This is a genomic window from Bradyrhizobium sp. CCBAU 53340 (genome assembly GCF_015291645.1).
In the GTDB taxonomy this organism is placed as follows: Bacteria; Pseudomonadota; Alphaproteobacteria; order Rhizobiales; family Xanthobacteraceae; genus Bradyrhizobium.
Window position 1 is genome coordinate 1,457,484 of the sequence record NZ_CP030055.1, and the last position, 16,879, is coordinate 1,474,362.

General features: G+C 63.0%; 14 protein-coding genes. 11 read left to right on the top strand and 3 right to left on the bottom strand.

Features of this window, described 5'->3' with window-relative positions; translation table 11 throughout:
- The 4 genes from XH89_RS06865 to XH89_RS06880 all read left to right on the top strand — a co-directional run bounded on the left by XH89_RS06865 (position 1) and on the right by XH89_RS06880 (position 5,219).
- Positions 1-1,014 (top strand): alpha-ketoacid dehydrogenase subunit beta, encoded by a 1,014-nt coding sequence (locus XH89_RS06865; protein WP_194466343.1) that lies wholly within the window; start codon positions 1-3, stop codon positions 1,012-1,014.
- A 2-nt stretch (positions 1,015-1,016) separates the two neighbouring features.
- Positions 1,017-2,303 carry a dihydrolipoamide acetyltransferase family protein gene (locus XH89_RS06870; protein ID WP_194466344.1) on the top strand — a complete coding sequence of 429 codons (1,287 nt, stop codon included), beginning with the start codon at positions 1,017-1,019 and terminating at the stop codon, positions 2,301-2,303.
- Between the two features lies 1 nt (position 2,304).
- Positions 2,305-3,699 carry a dihydrolipoyl dehydrogenase gene (gene lpdA, locus XH89_RS06875; protein WP_194466345.1) on the top strand — a complete coding sequence of 465 codons (1,395 nt, stop codon included), beginning with the start codon at positions 2,305-2,307 and terminating at the stop codon, positions 3,697-3,699.
- Positions 3,700-3,767: 68 nt separating this feature from the next.
- The gene (locus XH89_RS06880; protein WP_246767753.1) at positions 3,768-5,219 is read left to right on the top strand and encodes an aldehyde dehydrogenase family protein; all 1,452 of its coding nucleotides are present in this window, start codon (positions 3,768-3,770) and stop codon (positions 5,217-5,219) included.
- A 57-nt stretch (positions 5,220-5,276) separates the two neighbouring features.
- On the opposite strand, the gene XH89_RS06885 is transcribed toward XH89_RS06880, so the two are convergent.
- The 3 genes from XH89_RS06885 to XH89_RS06895 form a co-directional block, all read right to left on the bottom strand.
- On the bottom strand, positions 5,277-6,377 hold the full coding sequence (locus XH89_RS06885; protein WP_194466346.1) for an isocitrate/isopropylmalate dehydrogenase family protein: 1,101 nt from the start codon (positions 6,375-6,377) through the stop codon (positions 5,277-5,279).
- Between the two features lie 15 nt (positions 6,378-6,392).
- Positions 6,393-7,139: a glucose 1-dehydrogenase gene (locus tag XH89_RS06890; RefSeq protein WP_194466347.1), complete on the bottom strand. Its 747-nt coding sequence runs from the start codon at positions 7,137-7,139 to the stop codon at positions 6,393-6,395.
- Between the two features lie 129 nt (positions 7,140-7,268).
- Complete coding sequence (locus XH89_RS06895) at positions 7,269-7,985, bottom strand: GntR family transcriptional regulator (protein ID WP_194466348.1); 717 nt, start codon at positions 7,983-7,985, stop codon at positions 7,269-7,271.
- A 129-nt stretch (positions 7,986-8,114) separates the two neighbouring features.
- On the opposite strand from XH89_RS06895, the gene XH89_RS06900 reads away from it, so the two are divergent.
- From XH89_RS06900 to XH89_RS06930, 7 genes are all read left to right on the top strand, one after another.
- Positions 8,115-9,536, top strand: a complete 1,422-nt coding sequence (locus tag XH89_RS06900; protein WP_194466349.1) for a sulfatase — start codon at positions 8,115-8,117, stop codon at positions 9,534-9,536.
- 65 nt (positions 9,537-9,601) lie between these two features.
- Positions 9,602-11,176 (top strand): ABC transporter substrate-binding protein, encoded by a 1,575-nt coding sequence (locus tag XH89_RS06905; RefSeq protein ID WP_194466350.1) that lies wholly within the window; start codon positions 9,602-9,604, stop codon positions 11,174-11,176.
- Positions 11,177-11,211: 35 nt separating this feature from the next.
- Positions 11,212-12,162 (top strand): ABC transporter permease, encoded by a 951-nt coding sequence (locus XH89_RS06910; RefSeq protein WP_194466351.1) that lies wholly within the window; start codon positions 11,212-11,214, stop codon positions 12,160-12,162.
- Positions 12,155-13,060 (top strand): ABC transporter permease, encoded by a 906-nt coding sequence (locus tag XH89_RS06915; RefSeq protein ID WP_194466352.1) that lies wholly within the window; start codon positions 12,155-12,157, stop codon positions 13,058-13,060. Before XH89_RS06910 ends, XH89_RS06915 begins: the two co-directional genes overlap by 8 nt.
- A gap of 7 nt (positions 13,061-13,067) precedes the next feature.
- Entirely contained in the window at positions 13,068-14,492 is a 1,425-nt protein-coding gene (locus XH89_RS06920) for an amidase (protein WP_194466353.1), read from the top strand.
- Between the two features lie 253 nt (positions 14,493-14,745).
- A complete protein-coding gene (locus tag XH89_RS06925) occupies positions 14,746-15,750 on the top strand; it encodes an ABC transporter ATP-binding protein (RefSeq protein ID WP_371825202.1) in 1,005 nt (334 codons plus the stop codon).
- Complete coding sequence (locus tag XH89_RS06930) at positions 15,743-16,714, top strand: ABC transporter ATP-binding protein (protein ID WP_194466355.1); 972 nt, start codon at positions 15,743-15,745, stop codon at positions 16,712-16,714. The genes XH89_RS06925 and XH89_RS06930 overlap by 8 nt, the downstream gene beginning before the upstream one ends.
- Positions 16,715-16,879 lie beyond the last annotated feature (165 nt).

Sequence of the window (16,879 nt, forward strand, 5' to 3'; positions counted from 1 at the left end):
ATGCCGTCCTTGACGATGATCGAAGCGGTGCGCGACGCCATGGACGTGATGATGGCGCGTGACGACCGCGTCGTCGCATTCGGCCAGGATGTCGGCCGCTTCGGCGGCGTCTTTCGCTGCACGGACGGGCTGCAAGGCAAATACGGAGCATCACGCTGTTTCGACACGCCGATCTCCGAAAGCGGCATTGTCGGCATCGCCGTCGGCATGGGCGCGTATGGGCTGAGGCCGGTCGCCGAGATCCAGTTCGCCGACTATATGTATCCGGCCTACGACCAGATCGTCTCGGAGGCGGCGCGTCTGCGATTTCGTTCGGCCGGCGAATTCAGCGCGCCCATCGTGGTGCGCATGCCCTGCGGCGGCGGCATCTTCGGAGCGCAGACGCATAGCCAGAGTCCGGAGGCGTTGTTCACCCACGTGGCGGGGTTGAAGACGGTCATTCCATCGAATCCGTATGATGCGAAAGGCCTGCTCATCGCCGCCATCGAGGACGACGATCCCGTCGTGTTTCTCGAGCCGAAGCGGATCTACAATGGCCCGTTCGATGGGCACCATGATCGGCCGATCGTGCCCTGGTCGAAGCACGAGCTGAGCGAAACTCCGCAAGGCCATTACACCGTGCCGATCGGCGAAGCCGTGGTCCGCAGGGAAGGAAGTGAGGTATCCGTCCTTGCGTACGGCACCATGGTCCACGTCGCCGAAGCGGCGCGCCGATCGGTCGGCATCGACGCCGAGATCATCGATCTCAGGTCCCTCGTCCCGCTCGACATCGACACCATCGTGCGATCGGTGACCAAGACCGGGCGCTGTCTCATTGTGCACGAAGCGACCCGCACGTCGGGCTTCGGCGCCGAACTCTCCGCGCTGGTCCAGGAACGCTGCTTCTATCACCTCGAAACGCCGGTGGTTCGGGTCACCGGATGGGACACGCCTTACCCGCACGCGCAGGAGTGGGACTATTTTCCGGGACCGAATCGCGTCGGCCGCGCGCTCATGCGGTTGATGGAGGCCTGAAGATGCCTGTCGAACTGGTCAAGCTCCCCGATGTGGGAGAGGGCGTGGCGGAGGCGGAGATCGTCGAATGGCACGTCGCGGTAGGTATGGCGGTCCAGGAGGACCAGATCCTCGCTGCCGTGATGACCGACAAGGCGACCGTCGAGATCCCCTCACCAAGAGCCGGCGTGGTCGTTGAGTTGGGTGCAGAGCTTGGCGCCCGTCTCGCCGTAGGCAGTCCGCTGGTCGGGATCAAGTTTGGCTCCGATGCTCAAGAGCCGGACCAGATTGCGCGGCCCGATGGTCATGCTGGAACAGGCGAGAGCCGCATCGATCCGCAAGTCAGGCCAACGATCGACGAGGGACGTGATCGTGCTCCTCGACCACACAGCGAGAATTGCGGTCCTGCGGCGAATGGCGAGCCGAGATTGGAGCCGGTGCGGCCCGTCGCATCGCCCGCCGTCAGGGCCCGGGCGCGCGAGGCGGGGGTCGATCTCCGCCTGGTCTCAGGCTCCGGGCCCGCTGGCAGGATCACGCATGATGATCTCGTCAGCCATCTGCGAGGCCGATCCAAGGTGCCGATCAAGGCGCCGATCGAGCAATGCGATGACAAGATCGACCCGATCAAGGTCATTGGTCTGCGCCGCAGGATCGCGGAGAGAATGGCGGAAGCGACCAGGCGTGTGGCGCATTTCTCGTATGTCGAGGAAATCGACGTCACGGATCTCGAGGCGTTGCGCCAGCAATTGAATACGGGATTTGCCGACACGCGGCCGAAATTGACCGTCCTGCCCTTTGTCGTTGCGGCACTTGCTCGCGCGGTCCGCGAGTTTCCCCAGGTCAACGGAACCTACGACGACGACAACGAGGTCATCGTCCGGCACAGCGCCGTGCATGTCGGCATTGCCACACAAACGGCGTCGGGCCTGATGGTGCCCGTGCTCTTTCACGCCGAAGCGCGTGATCCCTGGAGCTGCGCGGAAGAGATCAGGCGGCTGGCTACCGCCGCACGTGACGGTACCGTGCTGCGCCAAGAATTGAGCGGCTCGACCATCACCGTCACCAGCCTCGGTGATCTCGGCGGCATCGCGACCACGCCCGTCGTCAATCGGCCGGAGCTCGCAATCATCGGCGTCAACAGAATGATGATCCGCCCTTTATGGCGGGGCACACAATTCGTGCCCCGCTGGATGATGAACCTGTCGTCCTCATTCGATCATCGCATCATCGACGGTTATGAGGCCGCGCAATTCATTCGGCGCATGAAGGAATTGCTTGAAGCACCGGCCCTTCTTCTGGTTGGAAACTGAGATGCAGGAGCACGTCGCGGAGGTCGTAATCATCGGCGGAGGGCCGGGCGGCTATGTCGCGGCGATCCGTGCCGGGCAGTTGGGCCTGCGAACCGTCCTGATCGAAAGAGCCGCCTTGGGTGGGACCTGCCTGAATGTCGGCTGCATCCCTTCCAAGGCGCTGATCCACGCCGCGGATGCGTTTCATGCTGCGACGCGTCAGCGCGAATCGTCGCCGTTCGGCCTCAGGGTCAAGGACGTCGAATTGGATTTCGCGCGCACCATCGCGTGGAAGGACTCGATCGTGACGCGGCTGGCGGGCGGCGTTGCGGGGTTGCTGAAGAAAAGCGGCGTGTCCGTGATCTCCGGCCAGGCCGAAATTCTGGACGGCAAGACCGTCAGGATCGAAACCGCCGACGCGACAGCGCGGGTTCGGGCCAGGCATCTCGTTCTCGCGACAGGCTCGTCGCCACAAGCCGTAACGACCCTGCCGTTCGGCGGCAACGTCATTTCGTCGACCGAGGCGCTTTCGCTTCGGGAGCGACCCAAACGGCTTGTCGTTGTCGGGGGCGGCTACATCGGCCTCGAACTCGGCATTGCCTTTGCAAAGCTGGGATCGGAAGTGACCGTGGTCGAATCCGACGAACGCATCCTGCCGAGATGGGATGCGGCCTTGACGCGTCCCGTGGCGAGAAGGCTCGAAGACCTGAATGTGAGCGTCATCACCTCGGCGCATGCGCGAGGATTGACACGCGGTGGCGAGTGCCTCCTGGTCCAGCAGCGCGGACATGGGTCGCGCGAGTTGGCGGCGGACAAGTTTCTCGTCGCCGTCGGCCGCGAACCTTGCACGAAAGGTTTCGGGCTGGAGCGTTTGGACCTCGCGATGGAAGGGAAATTCGTCAAGATCAACGCGCGCTGCGAGACGTCCATGTCGAACGTCTGGGCAATCGGCGATCTCACGGGGGAACCGATGCTGGCGCACCGCGCCATGGCGCAGGGCGTGATGGTGGCGGAGATCATTGCGGGACACCGCCGCTCCTTCGATGCCCTCGCTATCCCGTCCGTCTGCTTCACGGATCCCGAACTGGTCTGCGTGGGATATTCGCCGGAGCAGGCCAAGGCGGAGGGCCTCGATATCAAGGTCGCGACATTCCCCTTCGCCGCCAATGGTCGGGCCCTGACGCAGATGGATGATGAAGGTTTTGTGCGGATCGTTGCGCGGTCCGATGATCACCTCGTCATAGGAGGGCAGGCGGTCGGGGCCGGAGTGTCGGAATTGACGTCGTCGCTCGCGCTTGCCATTGAAATGGGGGCCGTGCTCGAGGATCTCGCCAGAACCATCGGCGCCCATCCGACAAGGAGCGAGGCGATCCACGAGGCGGCGTTTGGTGCGTTGGGTCAGGGCTTGCATATCTGATGGGAACAAATCAAACGTGATGGAAACGCCCTGCATCGTGTGCAGCGCGATCAACTCTGGAGCGCATCGTGTCGAAATCTGAATTGGTATACCGCAACTACATCTCCGGCCGCTGGGTCGATGCGGCCGACGGCCGGCGTTTCGAACTACTGGATCCCTCCGACGGTTCGCATCTTGCCGAACTTGCCCGTGGCAGCAGCGAGGACGTCGATCGCGCGGTGCAGGCAGCAAGGGCATCGCTGGCCGGTGAGTGGGGCCGCATGTCGGCGACCGATCGCGGTCGTATCCTGCATCGGATCGGCGAGGCCGTTTTGAAGAACGTCCATCTGCTGGCCGAACTTGAGGCACGCGATGTCGGCAAGCCTCTCAAGCAAGCGCGGGCCGACGTCGAGGCGCTGGCGCGTTACTTCGAATTCTACGGCGCTGCCGCCGACAAGGTTCATGGCGATACCATCCCCTATCGATCGGGATTCACGGCGATCACGCTTCATGAACCGCACGGCGTGACCGCCCATATCATTCCTTGGAACTATCCAATGCAGATCATCGGGCGCAGCCTCGGTGCGGCGCTCGCGATGGGCAACGCCACCGTCGTGAAGCCGGCGGAGGAAGCCTGCCTCACGGTGCTGGAGTTTACTCGCATCGCGGAGGAGGCGGGATTGCCACCTGGCGCGCTCAATGTCGTCACCGGGACCGGCGAGGAGGCCGGCGCGGCCTTGTCCGGCCATCCCGGCATCAATCACATTTCATTCACGGGCTCGGTGAGGACGGGTGCTCTGGTGCAGGCGGCGGCCGCGCGCAACGCGGTTCCGGTTACGCTGGAGCTCGGCGGCAAATCGCCACAACTGGTCTTTGCGGATGCCGATCTCGATCGGGCGCTGCCGTTCCTGGTGATGGCGGGTATTCAGAACGCGGGCCAGACCTGCTCCGCCTCGTCGCGAATCCTGGTCGAGCGGTCGATCTATGAAGAGGTGGCCGCACGCATGGCCGACGCCTATCGGAAGCTCAAAGTCGGGCCGGCGCTGGCCGATCTTGATGTCGGTCCCGTGGTCTCCCGTCGTCAGAAGGATATCGTCGAAGGCTACATCGGCCTGGCCGAGCGTGGCGATGCGCGTCTCGCCGCGCAAGGGAGCATCGTGCCCGATGCGCCTGCCGGCGGCGCTTACGTGACGCCGACGCTGATCCGCGACGTCCCGGCCAGCCATCGCCTGGCACAGGAGGAAATCTTCGGACCGGTTCAGGTGATGATGCCCTTCGACGACGAGCGGCAGGCGATCGATCTGGCGAATGGCACGCCCTTTGGACTTGTCTGCGGTATCTGGACGCTCGATGGCGCGCGGCAATTCCGCCTGGCACGCAGCATTCAGTCGGGACAGGTCTTCATCAACAATTACGGCGCAGGCGGCGGAATCGAGTTGCCGTTCGGCGGCGTCAAGCGCTCGGGCCATGGCCGCGAGAAGGGCTTTGAAGCCCTTTACGGCTTTGCAACGACCAAAACCATCTCAATCTATCACGGCTGACGGCCACGAAGTGCCGGCGGCAAGCACGCCGCCGGCCTTCACATGCCGAGCTCGCCGTCAATTGTGGTCAACCAACCTCGCACAGAGAACATCAGTGATCTCCTGCGAGCCGGCCGTCCCGCCGATATCCCGGCTCAACGCCGATCGATCGGCAAGTGCATGCATTACGGCCGCCTCGATACGACGGGCCGTCTCGATCAATCTCGAATCGGCATGACGCCGGCCAAGCCAGTTCAGCATGAGCGCGGCAGCCAGCACGGTTCCGTAGGGATTGGCGACCCCTTTGCCGGCGATGTCGGGAGCCGACCCGTGGGATGCCTGAAAGAAGCCGTGACCGTCACCCAGTTCGGCGGATGGTGACATGCCCATGCCGCCGATGGTCGCCGCGCCAAGATCGGAGATGATGTCCCCGAACATGTTCTCGGTGACGATGACGTCGTAATGCGAGGGCCGATTGATCAGGTGGACGGTCATGGCGTCGATCAAGACGTGCTCGGTCTCGACGTCAGGATATTGTGCTGCGATCTCGTCGAACACGCTGCGGAAGAAGGCGTAGCTGCGGAGCACATTGGCCTTGTCGCAACAGGTGAGACGACGGCGTCCGTCACGCGGAGCCCCGTCTCGCGAGCGCGCGAGTTCGAAAGCGAACCGCACGATCCGCTCGATGCCCTTGCGGGTCTGCACAAGCGGATCAACGGCGATCTCGCCGCGAAGCAGCGTTCCGGCGCCGCGCGCGGCGTAGAGTCCTTCACTGTTCTCGCGCACTATGACGTAGTCGATGGAATCCGGCCCCGCCCCGCGCAGCGGCGATCGTACGCCCGGCAGCAGCTTGATCGGCCGGACATTGGCGTAGAGGTCGAGCTTCGAGCGCAGCGTCAAGGTAAAATCGAGCCCTGCTTCGGTGCCGTCAGGGTGCACCACGCCGGGCATCCCGGCCGCGCCGTGCAGGACGGCATCGGCGGCGCGACACGCCTCGAATGTCTCCTTGGGAAACGACTCGCCGGTTTCCAGGAAGTGCTGGGCGCCGGCGGGATATTCGCTAAAGCGAAGGGGCGTGCTTTCGCCGAACGCCGCTTCCAACACCCGGAGGGTTGCCTTGCCGACCTCCGGTCCAATGCCGTCCCCGTGGACGACGCAGATGTCGTACGTCGCTTTCATGACAAATGTCTCGCGTCAGATGCAGCGGCCGCCGTCGACCTCCATGGCGACGCCTGTGATCATGCTTGCCTCATCGGAGCACAGGAAAGCTGCGGCGTTGCCCATGTCCTCCGGCGTGGAGAAGCGGCCGATGGGAATTGTCGACAGGAACTTGGCGCGGATCTCCGGCGTGTCCTGCCCCATGAAGGTCTTCAAGAGCGGCGTTTCGCCGGCCACGGGATTGATGGCGTTGACGCGGATGCCGAACGGCGCAAGCTCCACGGCCATCGCGCGCGTGGCCGTGATGACCCAGCCTTTTGACGCATTGTACCAGGTCAGATTCGGCCGCGGACTGACACCGCCGGTGGAGGCTACATTCAATATGGCGCCACGCTTCTGCTGCTTGAAATGCGGAACGATAATCTTGGCGCCGTAGTAGATGGACTTCATGTTGACGTGCGCGATCCGATCGAACACTTCGTCCGTCACGGTTTCGAGCGGTTGCGGCGTGTGACCGACGCCGGCATTGTTGACGAGGATATCGAGCCCTCCGAAGGTGCGATGGGCTTTTTCTACGACGGCCATAAAACCGGATTCCGTGGAGATGTCTGCAACCGCAGCGATCGCTTGACCGCGCAACGAGCCTGCCACGCGCTCTGCGGCCGCTTCGTCGCGATCGGCGACGACGACCCGGGCGCCTTCCACCGCGAATTTGCGGACGATGCCCTCGCCGAAGCCTGAACCGCCGCCTGTCACGATCGCGATCTTGTCTGTCAGTCTCATGGCGTCCTCCGTTGTTGGATGTTGTCGAGATTGGCCGGCCACCGCGGAGCACAGCAGTGCATCACCCGCGCGGGTGCGAGAACTGGGTGGTCTTGCAGGCGGACGGGTGAAGGAGAGGGGGCGTTGCGATCAGGGCGAGCCGTCGAGAATGCCGACGCTCTGAGTGGTGGCGCCGTGCCTGTCGCCCCACACACCGCGCGACCTTTCGAGATGGCGTCGAATGGTTGCTTCGGCCCCGCTGCGATCCTGTTCCGAGATGTAGTCGAGCAGCTTGAAATGCTCGCCTGCGGACTGCCTGAGAAAGTCGCGCGGCGAATCGCCGCTCACGAAGCCCTGCAATCGTACCCGATCTCGGAGCGTCTCGACCATCTTGGTGAGATAGTGATTGCCGAGCGTGGCGATCAGATGGACGTGGAATTTGAGATCCGTATCGAGAAAGGCGATCAGGTCGCCGGTGTCTGCCGTCTCTCGGGTAGCTTCGGCCAATTGATAGAGCTCTCGGAGCTGTCGCTCCGAGAGACCGTCCTGGGCGATGTCGCCGACACTCGGCACTTCCAGCAGCAGCCGGACGGCGAAGATGTCGTTGAGCTCGTTAAGAGAGAGGGACACCACGCGGAAGCCGCGGTTACGCTCGGCTTCGAGCAGCCCTTCGCGCTCGAGATCGAGCAGCGCTTCCCGCACCGGAGTTGCGGAGACACCGAGGTCGGCCGCCAACCTCGGCACTGAATAGAGCTGATCCGGCCGCATCTGTCCGGTGATGACCAGCCCGCGGATCACCTGTCGGGCCTGCTCTCGCAAGCTAGGCGCCGAAACCAGCCCCGCCGAACTCTTTTGCGACGTTTCCATAGGGATCTCCTATCACGCTGGGCGGTCGATCTGCAATATAAAATGTGATGTGTGATATGTTACCTGTTGACGATCGAAGTGTGATGTGTGATATTTTACTCAACAACGACATCAGGGAGGTATTCTCAAGTGGCCATAGATCGCATTCTCATGATCGTTTCCGACACCGTTCGCACCGACATGCTCGGCTACAACGGCGGTCATGTCCGCACACCGAATCTCGACCGGCTTGCCGCCAAGTCGATGGTGTTCGATCGCTATTATGCGTCTAGCTTTCCGACGGTCCCCGCCCGCTACGACTACCTCACCGGCAAGCCCGCGTTCGCCGGCGTCGGTTGGGGAGCCTTGCCGCGCTCCGACCGCTCGATCGCGACCGCATTGACGGAGGTGGGCTATACCACGCTCGGAGTGGTGGACACGCCGTTCTATCAGGTCAACGGCTACTCTTACGATCGCGGCTTCAACTTCTTCTACGACATGAAGTCCCAGCTTCTGGGAACGCCGCACTACAGCTCCTATAGCGCTCCCAACAAGACCAAGCGTCAGGGCGAAGGCAAGCTGCCGCAATGGCCGATCACCGGCAAGGTGAAACCCGATCCCCGCACTGGCGAGATGGATTGCCCGGCGCCGCTCACCATGGTGCAGGCGGCAAGGTGCCTTGAGGAAATCTACGCGGATAAATTCTTCGCGCTGGTCGACACCTGGGATCCGCACGAGCCCTGGGATCCGCCGGCCTATTACACTCGCCACTACCTTCCCGATTACGCTGGCGAGCGTGTGCATCCGCCCTACGGCGACTGCAAGAAGCATGGCATGACCGATCGTGACATAGCCGTGGGGCGCGCGCTCTATAGCGGCGAGCTCGAGCTCGTCGATCGCTGGATCGGGCATCTGCTCGATCAGGTTGCCTATCTCGGCATAGAGGATTCAACTGCCATCATCTTTGCCTCCGACCACGGCTTCCTGCTTGGCGAGCACGGGCTGATGGGCAAGATGGTTCGCCGCGCGCCCGGCGAGGCGACATGGATGCGTTCGCCGCTCTACGAAGAGATCGTCAAGGTACCGTTGTTGATCCATGTGCCCGGCGCCAAACCTGGTCGAACCAGCAAGCTTGCCTGTGCGCTCGATCTCGCGCCGACGATCTGCGATATGGCCGGCTTGCAACGTCTCCCCGAAATGCAGGGCCATTCGCTGCTGCCCGCTGCAAGAGGTGAGGCCTTCGAAGGGCGCGACCATGTCCTGACCGCCCTTCCGCTCGCCAATCCCGGCGATACCGTCGAAGTAGTCGACGATCTCATGCGGACGGTCGTCGAGTGGCAGCCCGTCACCATCACCACGCAAGACTGGTCGCTGCTCTACGCCACCCCGAGCGAGCCGATCGAGCTCTACGATCTGCGCACTGATCCCAAACAGACGACGAACGTTGCGGCCAAGCATCCCGACGTCATCGCGAAGTTGCTGGAGTTCTACGCCGAGGACCTGCGCCGTGCCGGAGTCGCGAAGAAGTACAGCGATCCACGTCTCATCGGCTCCCTCAAGGCCGCGTCCTAGGTCTCCCCTGCCTTGCGGGATTCCACGCAAGGCCGGAAATCCCGCTCAGATCGGTGGAGAGAGACATGAAGGCCAGCATTACGCGAAGGCAATTCCTCGGCTCCACCGGCGTAGGGCTCGTCGCCCTTGGATACGGCGCCGGTGCGGCGGTCGCTTCGGACGAAGCGCCGACCCCAACGCGGGGTGGCGTGCTGACCATTGGTCAGGATGAGAATCCGATCGGGCTCGACCCGCACAAGACGGCAGCATTTTCGACCGGCAATATCGTCGAACACGTCTATACCTGCCTGCTGAGGTGGGATGCGACGGCAAGTCGCGTCGAGCCCGATCTTGCCGTCGCATGGGAAAATCCGGATCCGCAGACCTTTGTCTTCCATCTGCGTGACGGCGTCAAATTCCACGATGGAAACGCCCTCACGAGCGACGACGTCAAGTTCACATTCCAGCGTCTGGTCGATCCCGCGACGCGCTCACCTTGGGTGTCGATTTTCTCGGTTGTCAGCGCGATCGACACTCCAGATCCGCGGACGGTGGTCTTTCGCTTGGCCCATCCGTTCTCTCCGTTCCTCAATTATCTCGCCACGATCAAATACACCGCGATCGTCAGCCGCGAGGACGTCATGCGCCGTGGCGATCTCGTCCAAGGCGGCGTCGGCACAGGACCGTTTATGCTGGAGGACTTCCAGCCGAATTCGCTGGTGCGGCTGAAGCGCAACCCGAGCTATTACGAGCCGGGATTGCCCTATCTCGATGGCCTCGACTTTCGCATCATCCCCGATGAGGGCAGCCGCATGGCGGCTCTTCGGGCAGGCAGCGCGCAATTGACCTGGTTTAGTCGTCCCGATTCGGCCGCCCAGCTGCGCGACGTGACAGACATCGTAGCGCCTGAACCGGAATCCTATTCGCGATTGCTGCTGCTCGAGTTCGATCAGCGCCGTCCGCCCTTCAACGATGTCCGCGTTCGCCGTGCCTTCAGCATGGCGCTGAACCGGGAATTGATCGTCAAGGTGGTCTGGCGTGGCCGCGCCGGCCTATCGGCTGCGCTGCCACCGATACAGGCGCCTTTCGCGGTTCCGAGCGGCGAGGTGCCCGGCTTGCCCTACGCCAAGGAAGACGTTGCCGCGGCCAAGGCGCTCATGGCCGAGGCCGGCCACGCCGCCGGCTTCGACACCGTATTTGCCGTCTCGCCGGCGAACTATGGTGACGTTCAGATTGCCCAAATCATGCAGCAGATGGTCGGGCGCATCGGCATCAGGATCAAGATCCTGCAGAAGGAGTGGAGCAATCTCGTCACCGACTTCCAGTCGACGGAATCTCCGATCTCGATGGCGGGTTTGGTTTGGGGGCCCGACCCCGACACCAACATTTCGATACGGCTGGATTCCCACTCCACGGTCAATCCGGGCAAGACGGCCGATCCCGTGCTGGACGATCTGCTCGCCAAGGCTCGGCGGAGCGGGGATGAGGCCGAACGAACCAAGCTCTATCGCGAGGTTCAGCAACGCATCGCCGACATGGCCTACGTCATCACGCCCTGTGCCGCTGCGATACGGTGGGAGATGTGGTCGACGAAACTGCAAGGCTACCGCGCCGTGCCATCGGCGCAGCGTGTATATCTGCGGCAGGCTTGGCTGAAATAGCCCGAAACGGACCGGGTCGAATGGAGTAGTCGATGTTGAGATATGCCGCGGCGCGCATCGCTTACACAGTGCCGGTGCTCATCGGCGTTTCGCTGATGAGCTTCGCGGTCATCCATTTGATTCCCGGTGACATCGTGAGCGTGCTGGCGGGCCCGACGGTTGCGCCCGATTCGGAGGCTGCTCAGAACATCCGTCACGCCCTTCATCTCGATCAGTCACTGCCGCTCCAGTACGGCCTTTGGCTGATCGGCGCGCTTCACGGCGACTTCGGTAATTCGCTGGTGATGGGACTGCCGGTCGGCCCACAGATCGCCTCACATCTTCCGGTCACGCTGATCCTGACCGCCATGTCACTCGTCATCGCGATCCTGATTGGCTTGCCCGGGGGGGTCATCGCGGCGAGAAGCCGTGGGCGCTGGCCGGATCTCGCCATTCGCGGTGTTGCGCTGCTCGGCCTCTCGACCCCGCCGTTTTTCGTCGGCGTGGCCGCTGTGTTGCTGCTCTCGATCTACCTGCCGTCATTCAAGACCCTTGGTGCGGTCGACCTGCATCGCGATCCGCTCGGCGGGCTCCAAACCTTGCTGCTGCCGGCCTTCGTCCTTTCGCTGGCGTCGGCCACGACCATCATGCGCTACACGCGCGCCGCCATGCTGGAAGTGCTGGCGGAACCCTATATGGCGACGGCACGCGCCAAGGGTGCCGGCCGTGTTCGCGTGTTGATCAAGCACGGACTTCGCAATGCCCTGTTGCCGGTGGTGACCGCGGTCGGCGTGTCCGCCGCGCACCTCATTGCCGGCGCGGTCGTCGTCGAGCAGGTCTTTGGCCTACCCGGTGTCGGCCAGTTGATGCTCAACGCCATCTACCACCGCGACTATACACAGGTTCAGGCTACGGTGCTCGTGGTTACCACGCTCGTGGTCCTAATCAACGTCGTCATCGATCTCAGCTACTACGTGCTCGATCCGAGGATTCAGCAACATGGCTGACGCGCATCCGACGATCATCGAGGTGCCGAACCAATCGGGTGCGCCGAGCGAGCCGGCGATCGGCGGCGAACTCGGTCTGGTTTCCCTCCGTTTCCGGCTTCGCCTGAACCTGCCGCTCGCAGTCGGTGCCGCAATTGTTTTGCTGTCGGTCGGTCTCGCGTTAACCGCGCCCTGGCTGACCTCGCATGATCCTCTGGAGATCGCCGACGCGTCGCTCTCCGCGCCCTCGAGCCAATACCTGCTCGGGACTGATCAACTTGGACGCGACGTCCTCACACGTATCCTTTACGCGGCCCGCAGCTCGCTTGCCGCATCCTGCCTGAGCGCCGCGCTGGCATTTGCATCGGGCACGATGATCGGCCTCCTCGCCGGATACTCGAGCGGGCTGGTCGATGCCTGCCTGATGCGCATCCTCGATGTGCTGCAGGCCTTTCCCGCATTGCTGCTGGCGATTGCACTCGTGGCCGTGCTCGGCCCGAACCTGCCCAATCTGGTGTTCACCATGGGTTTGCTGTTCATGCCGCGTTTCGCTCGTGTTGCGCGCGCCTCGACGCTGTCGGTGCGGGAGCGGGATTATATCGCCGCGGCCATCGGCCTTGGCGTGTCCCGCGTGCGGATCTTGTACCGGCACGTGCTGCCCAATATTGCCGCGCCGTTGATCGTCGAAGCGTCGCTGACGGTGACGCTCGCGATTCTGACCGAGGCTTCGCTGTCGTTTCTCGGGCTCGGCGTGCAGCCGCCCGATCCGACCTGGGGCGGTATGATCGCTGAATCCACATCGGTGATGGCGCTCGCGCCATGGCTCGCCCTCAGTCCGGGATTGGCAATCGTATTCGTCGTGGTCGGCTTCACGCTGATGGGCGATGGCCTGCGCGATGCGCTGGATCCGAGGAGCTGACCAAGTCATGAACAAGCGTGAGACCGTGTTTCCGACCGATCTTCACTGGGCCCCCGCCTGGCAAATCCGAGACGCGATCATAGAGCGTCGGTTGTCGGCAACGGAGGTGACGCGCCACTTCATCGCCCGTGTTGCCGCGTTCGATCCGGCAATTCATTCGTTCATCACGGTGGCGGAGAAACAGGCGCTGGCCCAGGCGGAGGCGATCGATCAGCAGATCCAGCGTGGTGAAAGTGTGGGCTCATTGGCCGGCGTACCGGTCTCGATCAAGGACCAGTTTTGGACCAGGGGTATTCGGACGACAGGCGGATCGCGCGTCTACGCTGATCACGTGCCGGAACAGGATTCGCTTCACGTTGCCCGCCTCAAGGAAGCCGGCGCCATCATCATCGGCAAGACGAACACGCCGGAATTCGGCACGTTCTGGAGAACGGTGAATCGGGTCGCAAAGGAATGCCTCAATCCCTGGGACTCGAAACGCACGTCCGGTGGCTCCAGCGGGGGCGCAGCGGCGAGTGTCGCCGCAGGGCTCGGACCTCTTGCGCTTGGCAGCGATTCCGGCGGCTCGATCCGTTTGCCGTCGGCTATGTGCGGCGTGCTCGGTATGTTACCGAGCAATGGACGAGTACCGAGTCACGGCTGCTTCGGCAGTAGCACGCTATTCCTTTCAGGTGTGGGACCGATCGCGCGCGATGTGCGCGACGCTGCGACTTTCCTACAACTGGTGGCGCGGCCTTCGTCGGCCGATCCCCTGTGTCGGACTGACGAGGCGCCGGATTATCTCGCGAGCCTCGACGTCGGCGTCGCCGGATTACGGCTGGGATGGTGGGAAATCAAAGGCATCAGCGATCTAGTGGAGGCGGATGTAGTTGCTGCAACCGGGAAGGCGGCGCTCGGCCTCGAATCGCTCGGCGCGCGGTTCAACGATCCGGTCGTACTCGATACCACCGGCCTCGACGAGGCGTGGAAGGTGCTCGATTTCGTCGATCGCTATGCGGCACTCGGGGAAAAGCTTTACGCGGAAGCTGCCCTTCGCCGCAAACTGTCGCCTTATGCCCGCACTCGCTTCGCCGAGGCCAAGAGGGCAACCGCCGTCCAGTATTCGCGTGCCGTCCTTCGCCGTGCTGAATTCATCCGCGCCGTCGAAAAAGCGTTCGAGACGTGTGACGTCTTGCTGGCACCGACCGTCGGATATGTCGCGCCGGTGATCAAATCAGTTGGTCCAACGGAACGCATCCCGGCACTCGTTGCCTACACGCTGGCCGTCAATGTCGCCGGCTGTACGGCGGCGTCGATTCCCTGTGGTGTCGTCAGAGGAATGCCCATCGGTCTCCAGGTGATTGCGCCGCCGAACCAGGAGGCGCTCGTGCTGCGGGTCTGCCGGGCTTTCGAACTCGCCTGGCCCTGGGCCCAGCGAAGGCCGAGACCTTGACGGAGAAGCGCGCGATGCTTGAATGGCAAAACGTTCTCAGTCTTCTGGTCCGGCAGCGGCCCCCTGCTTCAGACCGGCCGACCGGAAGCGCCGCCGGATATGGCTGCTTGCCCGAAAACAACAACCGCGGTTTGGCCCGTACCGAAGATTGGCCGAATTTGGCGAGTGAGGATCCCCGGCTCTGGACGATTTCAACCGAGTTTCTTGTCGAGGCCGGGGCAGCCGAATGCACTCGAGTGGATCGGAGATGACCATGTCGCTGTTGCGGGTCGAGAATCTCCGGACCTATTTCGACACGCGATCCGGAGTGATGAAGGCCGTCGACGGCGTTGATCTCGAGGTTCGCGAGGGCACGACGCTTGGGATCGTCGGCGAATCCGGTAGCGGCAAGAGCGTCACCGCGCTCTCGATCATGCGCCTGATCGAGAAGCCGGGACGCATTCTGTCAGGCAGCCACATCTATTTTGAAGGTGAGGATCTCGCCGCGGTCTCCGAACGGGAGCTCGAGAGGGTCCGGGGAAATCGCGTGTCGATGGTGTTTCAGGAACCAATGACCTCGCTCAACCCGGTCTATACGGTCGGCAATCAGATCGTCGAAGCCATCAGGCTGCATCGTCGCGTGAGCGTTCGCGAGGCGCGCGAGCGTGCAATCGAGCTGCTGGAGCTCGTAGGAATTCCCTCGCCCGAGCGTCGTATCGATGCCTTTCCGCACCAGATGTCGGGGGGAATGCGGCAGCGCGTCATGATAGCGATGGCGCTCGCCTGCGAGCCCAAGCTCTTGATCGCCGATGAGCCGACGACTGCGCTCGACGTCACCATTCAGGCGCAGATTCTCGAACTGCTCCGGCAATTGCGCGACAAGCTGGCGATGGCGGTGATCCTGATCACCCACGATCTCGGCGTGGTCGCCGAGATGTGCGATGACGTTGCGGTGATGTATGCGGGCGAGGTGGTGGAGCGGGGCTCCGTCGACGCCGTCTTCCGCACCCCCCAACACCCCTATACCGAGGCATTGCTGAGGTCGATTCCTCTGTTGGGAATGACGCAGGCCGAGCCGCTGAACGTGATCCCCGGTATGGTTCCGAGCGCGCTCCAATGGCCGGTGGGCTGCCGGTTTGCGGCGCGTTGCAGCCACGCGTTCGACCGTTGCCACCGCGAAGCACCGGAGTTGGTCGCGACCAGCTCGGGATATGCAGCCTGCTGGCTGCGCGGAAATGCACCGGGTAGCGCCCAACGGGGAGCAGCCAGCAATGCATGAGCCGTTGTTGAATGCCCGTGGTGTTAAAAAACATTTCCCGATCCGGGGTGGGGTATTGGGACGCAACGTCGTCCATGCGCGGGCTGTTGACGGCATAGACTTGAGCGTCGACCCTGGCGAGACGCTTGGCCTGGTCGGCGAATCCGGCAGCGGCAAATCCACACTCGGACGGATTCTGGTAGGGCTGATGAGGCCGAGCGCCGGAGAGCTGTCGTTCAACGGCACGAAGATGGCCGGTCTGGACGGAGCGGAGCTGCGGCGCTCGCGGCGTCAAATGCAGTTCATCTTTCAGGATCCGAGCGGATCTCTCGATCCCCGCATGAAGATCCACGAGATCATTGGGGAGGGCCTCGATGCCCAGCGCGTCGAGCGTCCCGCGCGTGACAGGCTGATCGCCGAAATGCTCGACAGGGTGGGGCTGCGGCGGGAGGCCGCGCAACGCTATCCTCATGAGCTGTCAGGTGGCCAGCGTCAACGTGTCGGAATTGCACGGGCGCTCGTGCTTCGACCGAGACTCGTGGTTGCCGACGAGCCGGTGTCCGCGCTCGACGTCTCGATTCAATCGCAGGTGCTGAACCTGCTCGTGGAGCTCAAGCGCGAGCTGCGCCTGACCTACGTCTTCGTCTCGCACAATCTCGCGGCCGTCAGCTATGTCAGCGACCGCATCGCGGTGATGTATCTCGGCAAACTTGTCGAACTCACATCTGCCGAACGGCTCTGTCGTGCGCCCCTGCATCCCTATACCCAAGCACTATTGTCGGCAGTGCCGGAGCCGATTCCCGGCCGCCGGCGACAGACCGTCATCTTGCGGGGAGACATTCCCAATCCGATCCAGCCACCCTCCGGGTGCCGCTTTCGAACGCGTTGTCCGCTGGCACAGCCGATTTGCGCAGAAAAAGAGCCGCAGCTGGTCCCGAGGTTGATTGGCGTCGCAAATCATCTCGTTGCCTGCCATTTCGCGTGACCGGCTCTGTCACTGGTGCTTCATACCGAGCGTAGAACATCGCGTTCGTCCCACTGCAAGACAGGCGACAACGGCTGTCGCAGCTAGTTTCGTGATGTCACCGTGGTCATCGCGCTCCTGTTCCAAGACTTGGGCGATCGGCGCTGGCTAGCCTCTATCATTGTG

Bases quoted from the DNA above. Each gene is read 5' to 3' on its own strand.
- XH89_RS06865 (WP_194466343.1), top strand. From the start codon at position 1: ATGCCGTCCTTGACGATGATCGAAGCGGTGCGCGACGCCATGGACGTG.
- XH89_RS06870 (WP_194466344.1), top strand. From the start codon at position 1,017: ATGCCTGTCGAACTGGTCAAGCTCCCCGATGTGGGAGAGGGCGTGGCG.
- lpdA (WP_194466345.1), top strand. From the start codon at position 2,305: ATGCAGGAGCACGTCGCGGAGGTCGTAATCATCGGCGGAGGGCCGGGC.
- XH89_RS06885 (WP_194466346.1), bottom strand. From the start codon at position 6,377: ATGAAAGCGACGTACGACATCTGCGTCGTCCACGGGGACGGCATTGGA.
- XH89_RS06890 (WP_194466347.1), bottom strand. From the start codon at position 7,139: ATGAGACTGACAGACAAGATCGCGATCGTGACAGGCGGCGGTTCAGGC.
- XH89_RS06895 (WP_194466348.1), bottom strand. From the start codon at position 7,985: ATGGAAACGTCGCAAAAGAGTTCGGCGGGGCTGGTTTCGGCGCCTAGC.
- XH89_RS06905 (WP_194466350.1), top strand. From the start codon at position 9,602: ATGAAGGCCAGCATTACGCGAAGGCAATTCCTCGGCTCCACCGGCGTA.
- XH89_RS06915 (WP_194466352.1), top strand. From the start codon at position 12,155: ATGGCTGACGCGCATCCGACGATCATCGAGGTGCCGAACCAATCGGGT.
- XH89_RS06920 (WP_194466353.1), top strand. From the start codon at position 13,068: ATGAACAAGCGTGAGACCGTGTTTCCGACCGATCTTCACTGGGCCCCC.
- XH89_RS06925 (WP_371825202.1), top strand. From the start codon at position 14,746: ATGTCGCTGTTGCGGGTCGAGAATCTCCGGACCTATTTCGACACGCGA.
- XH89_RS06930 (WP_194466355.1), top strand. From the start codon at position 15,743: ATGCATGAGCCGTTGTTGAATGCCCGTGGTGTTAAAAAACATTTCCCG.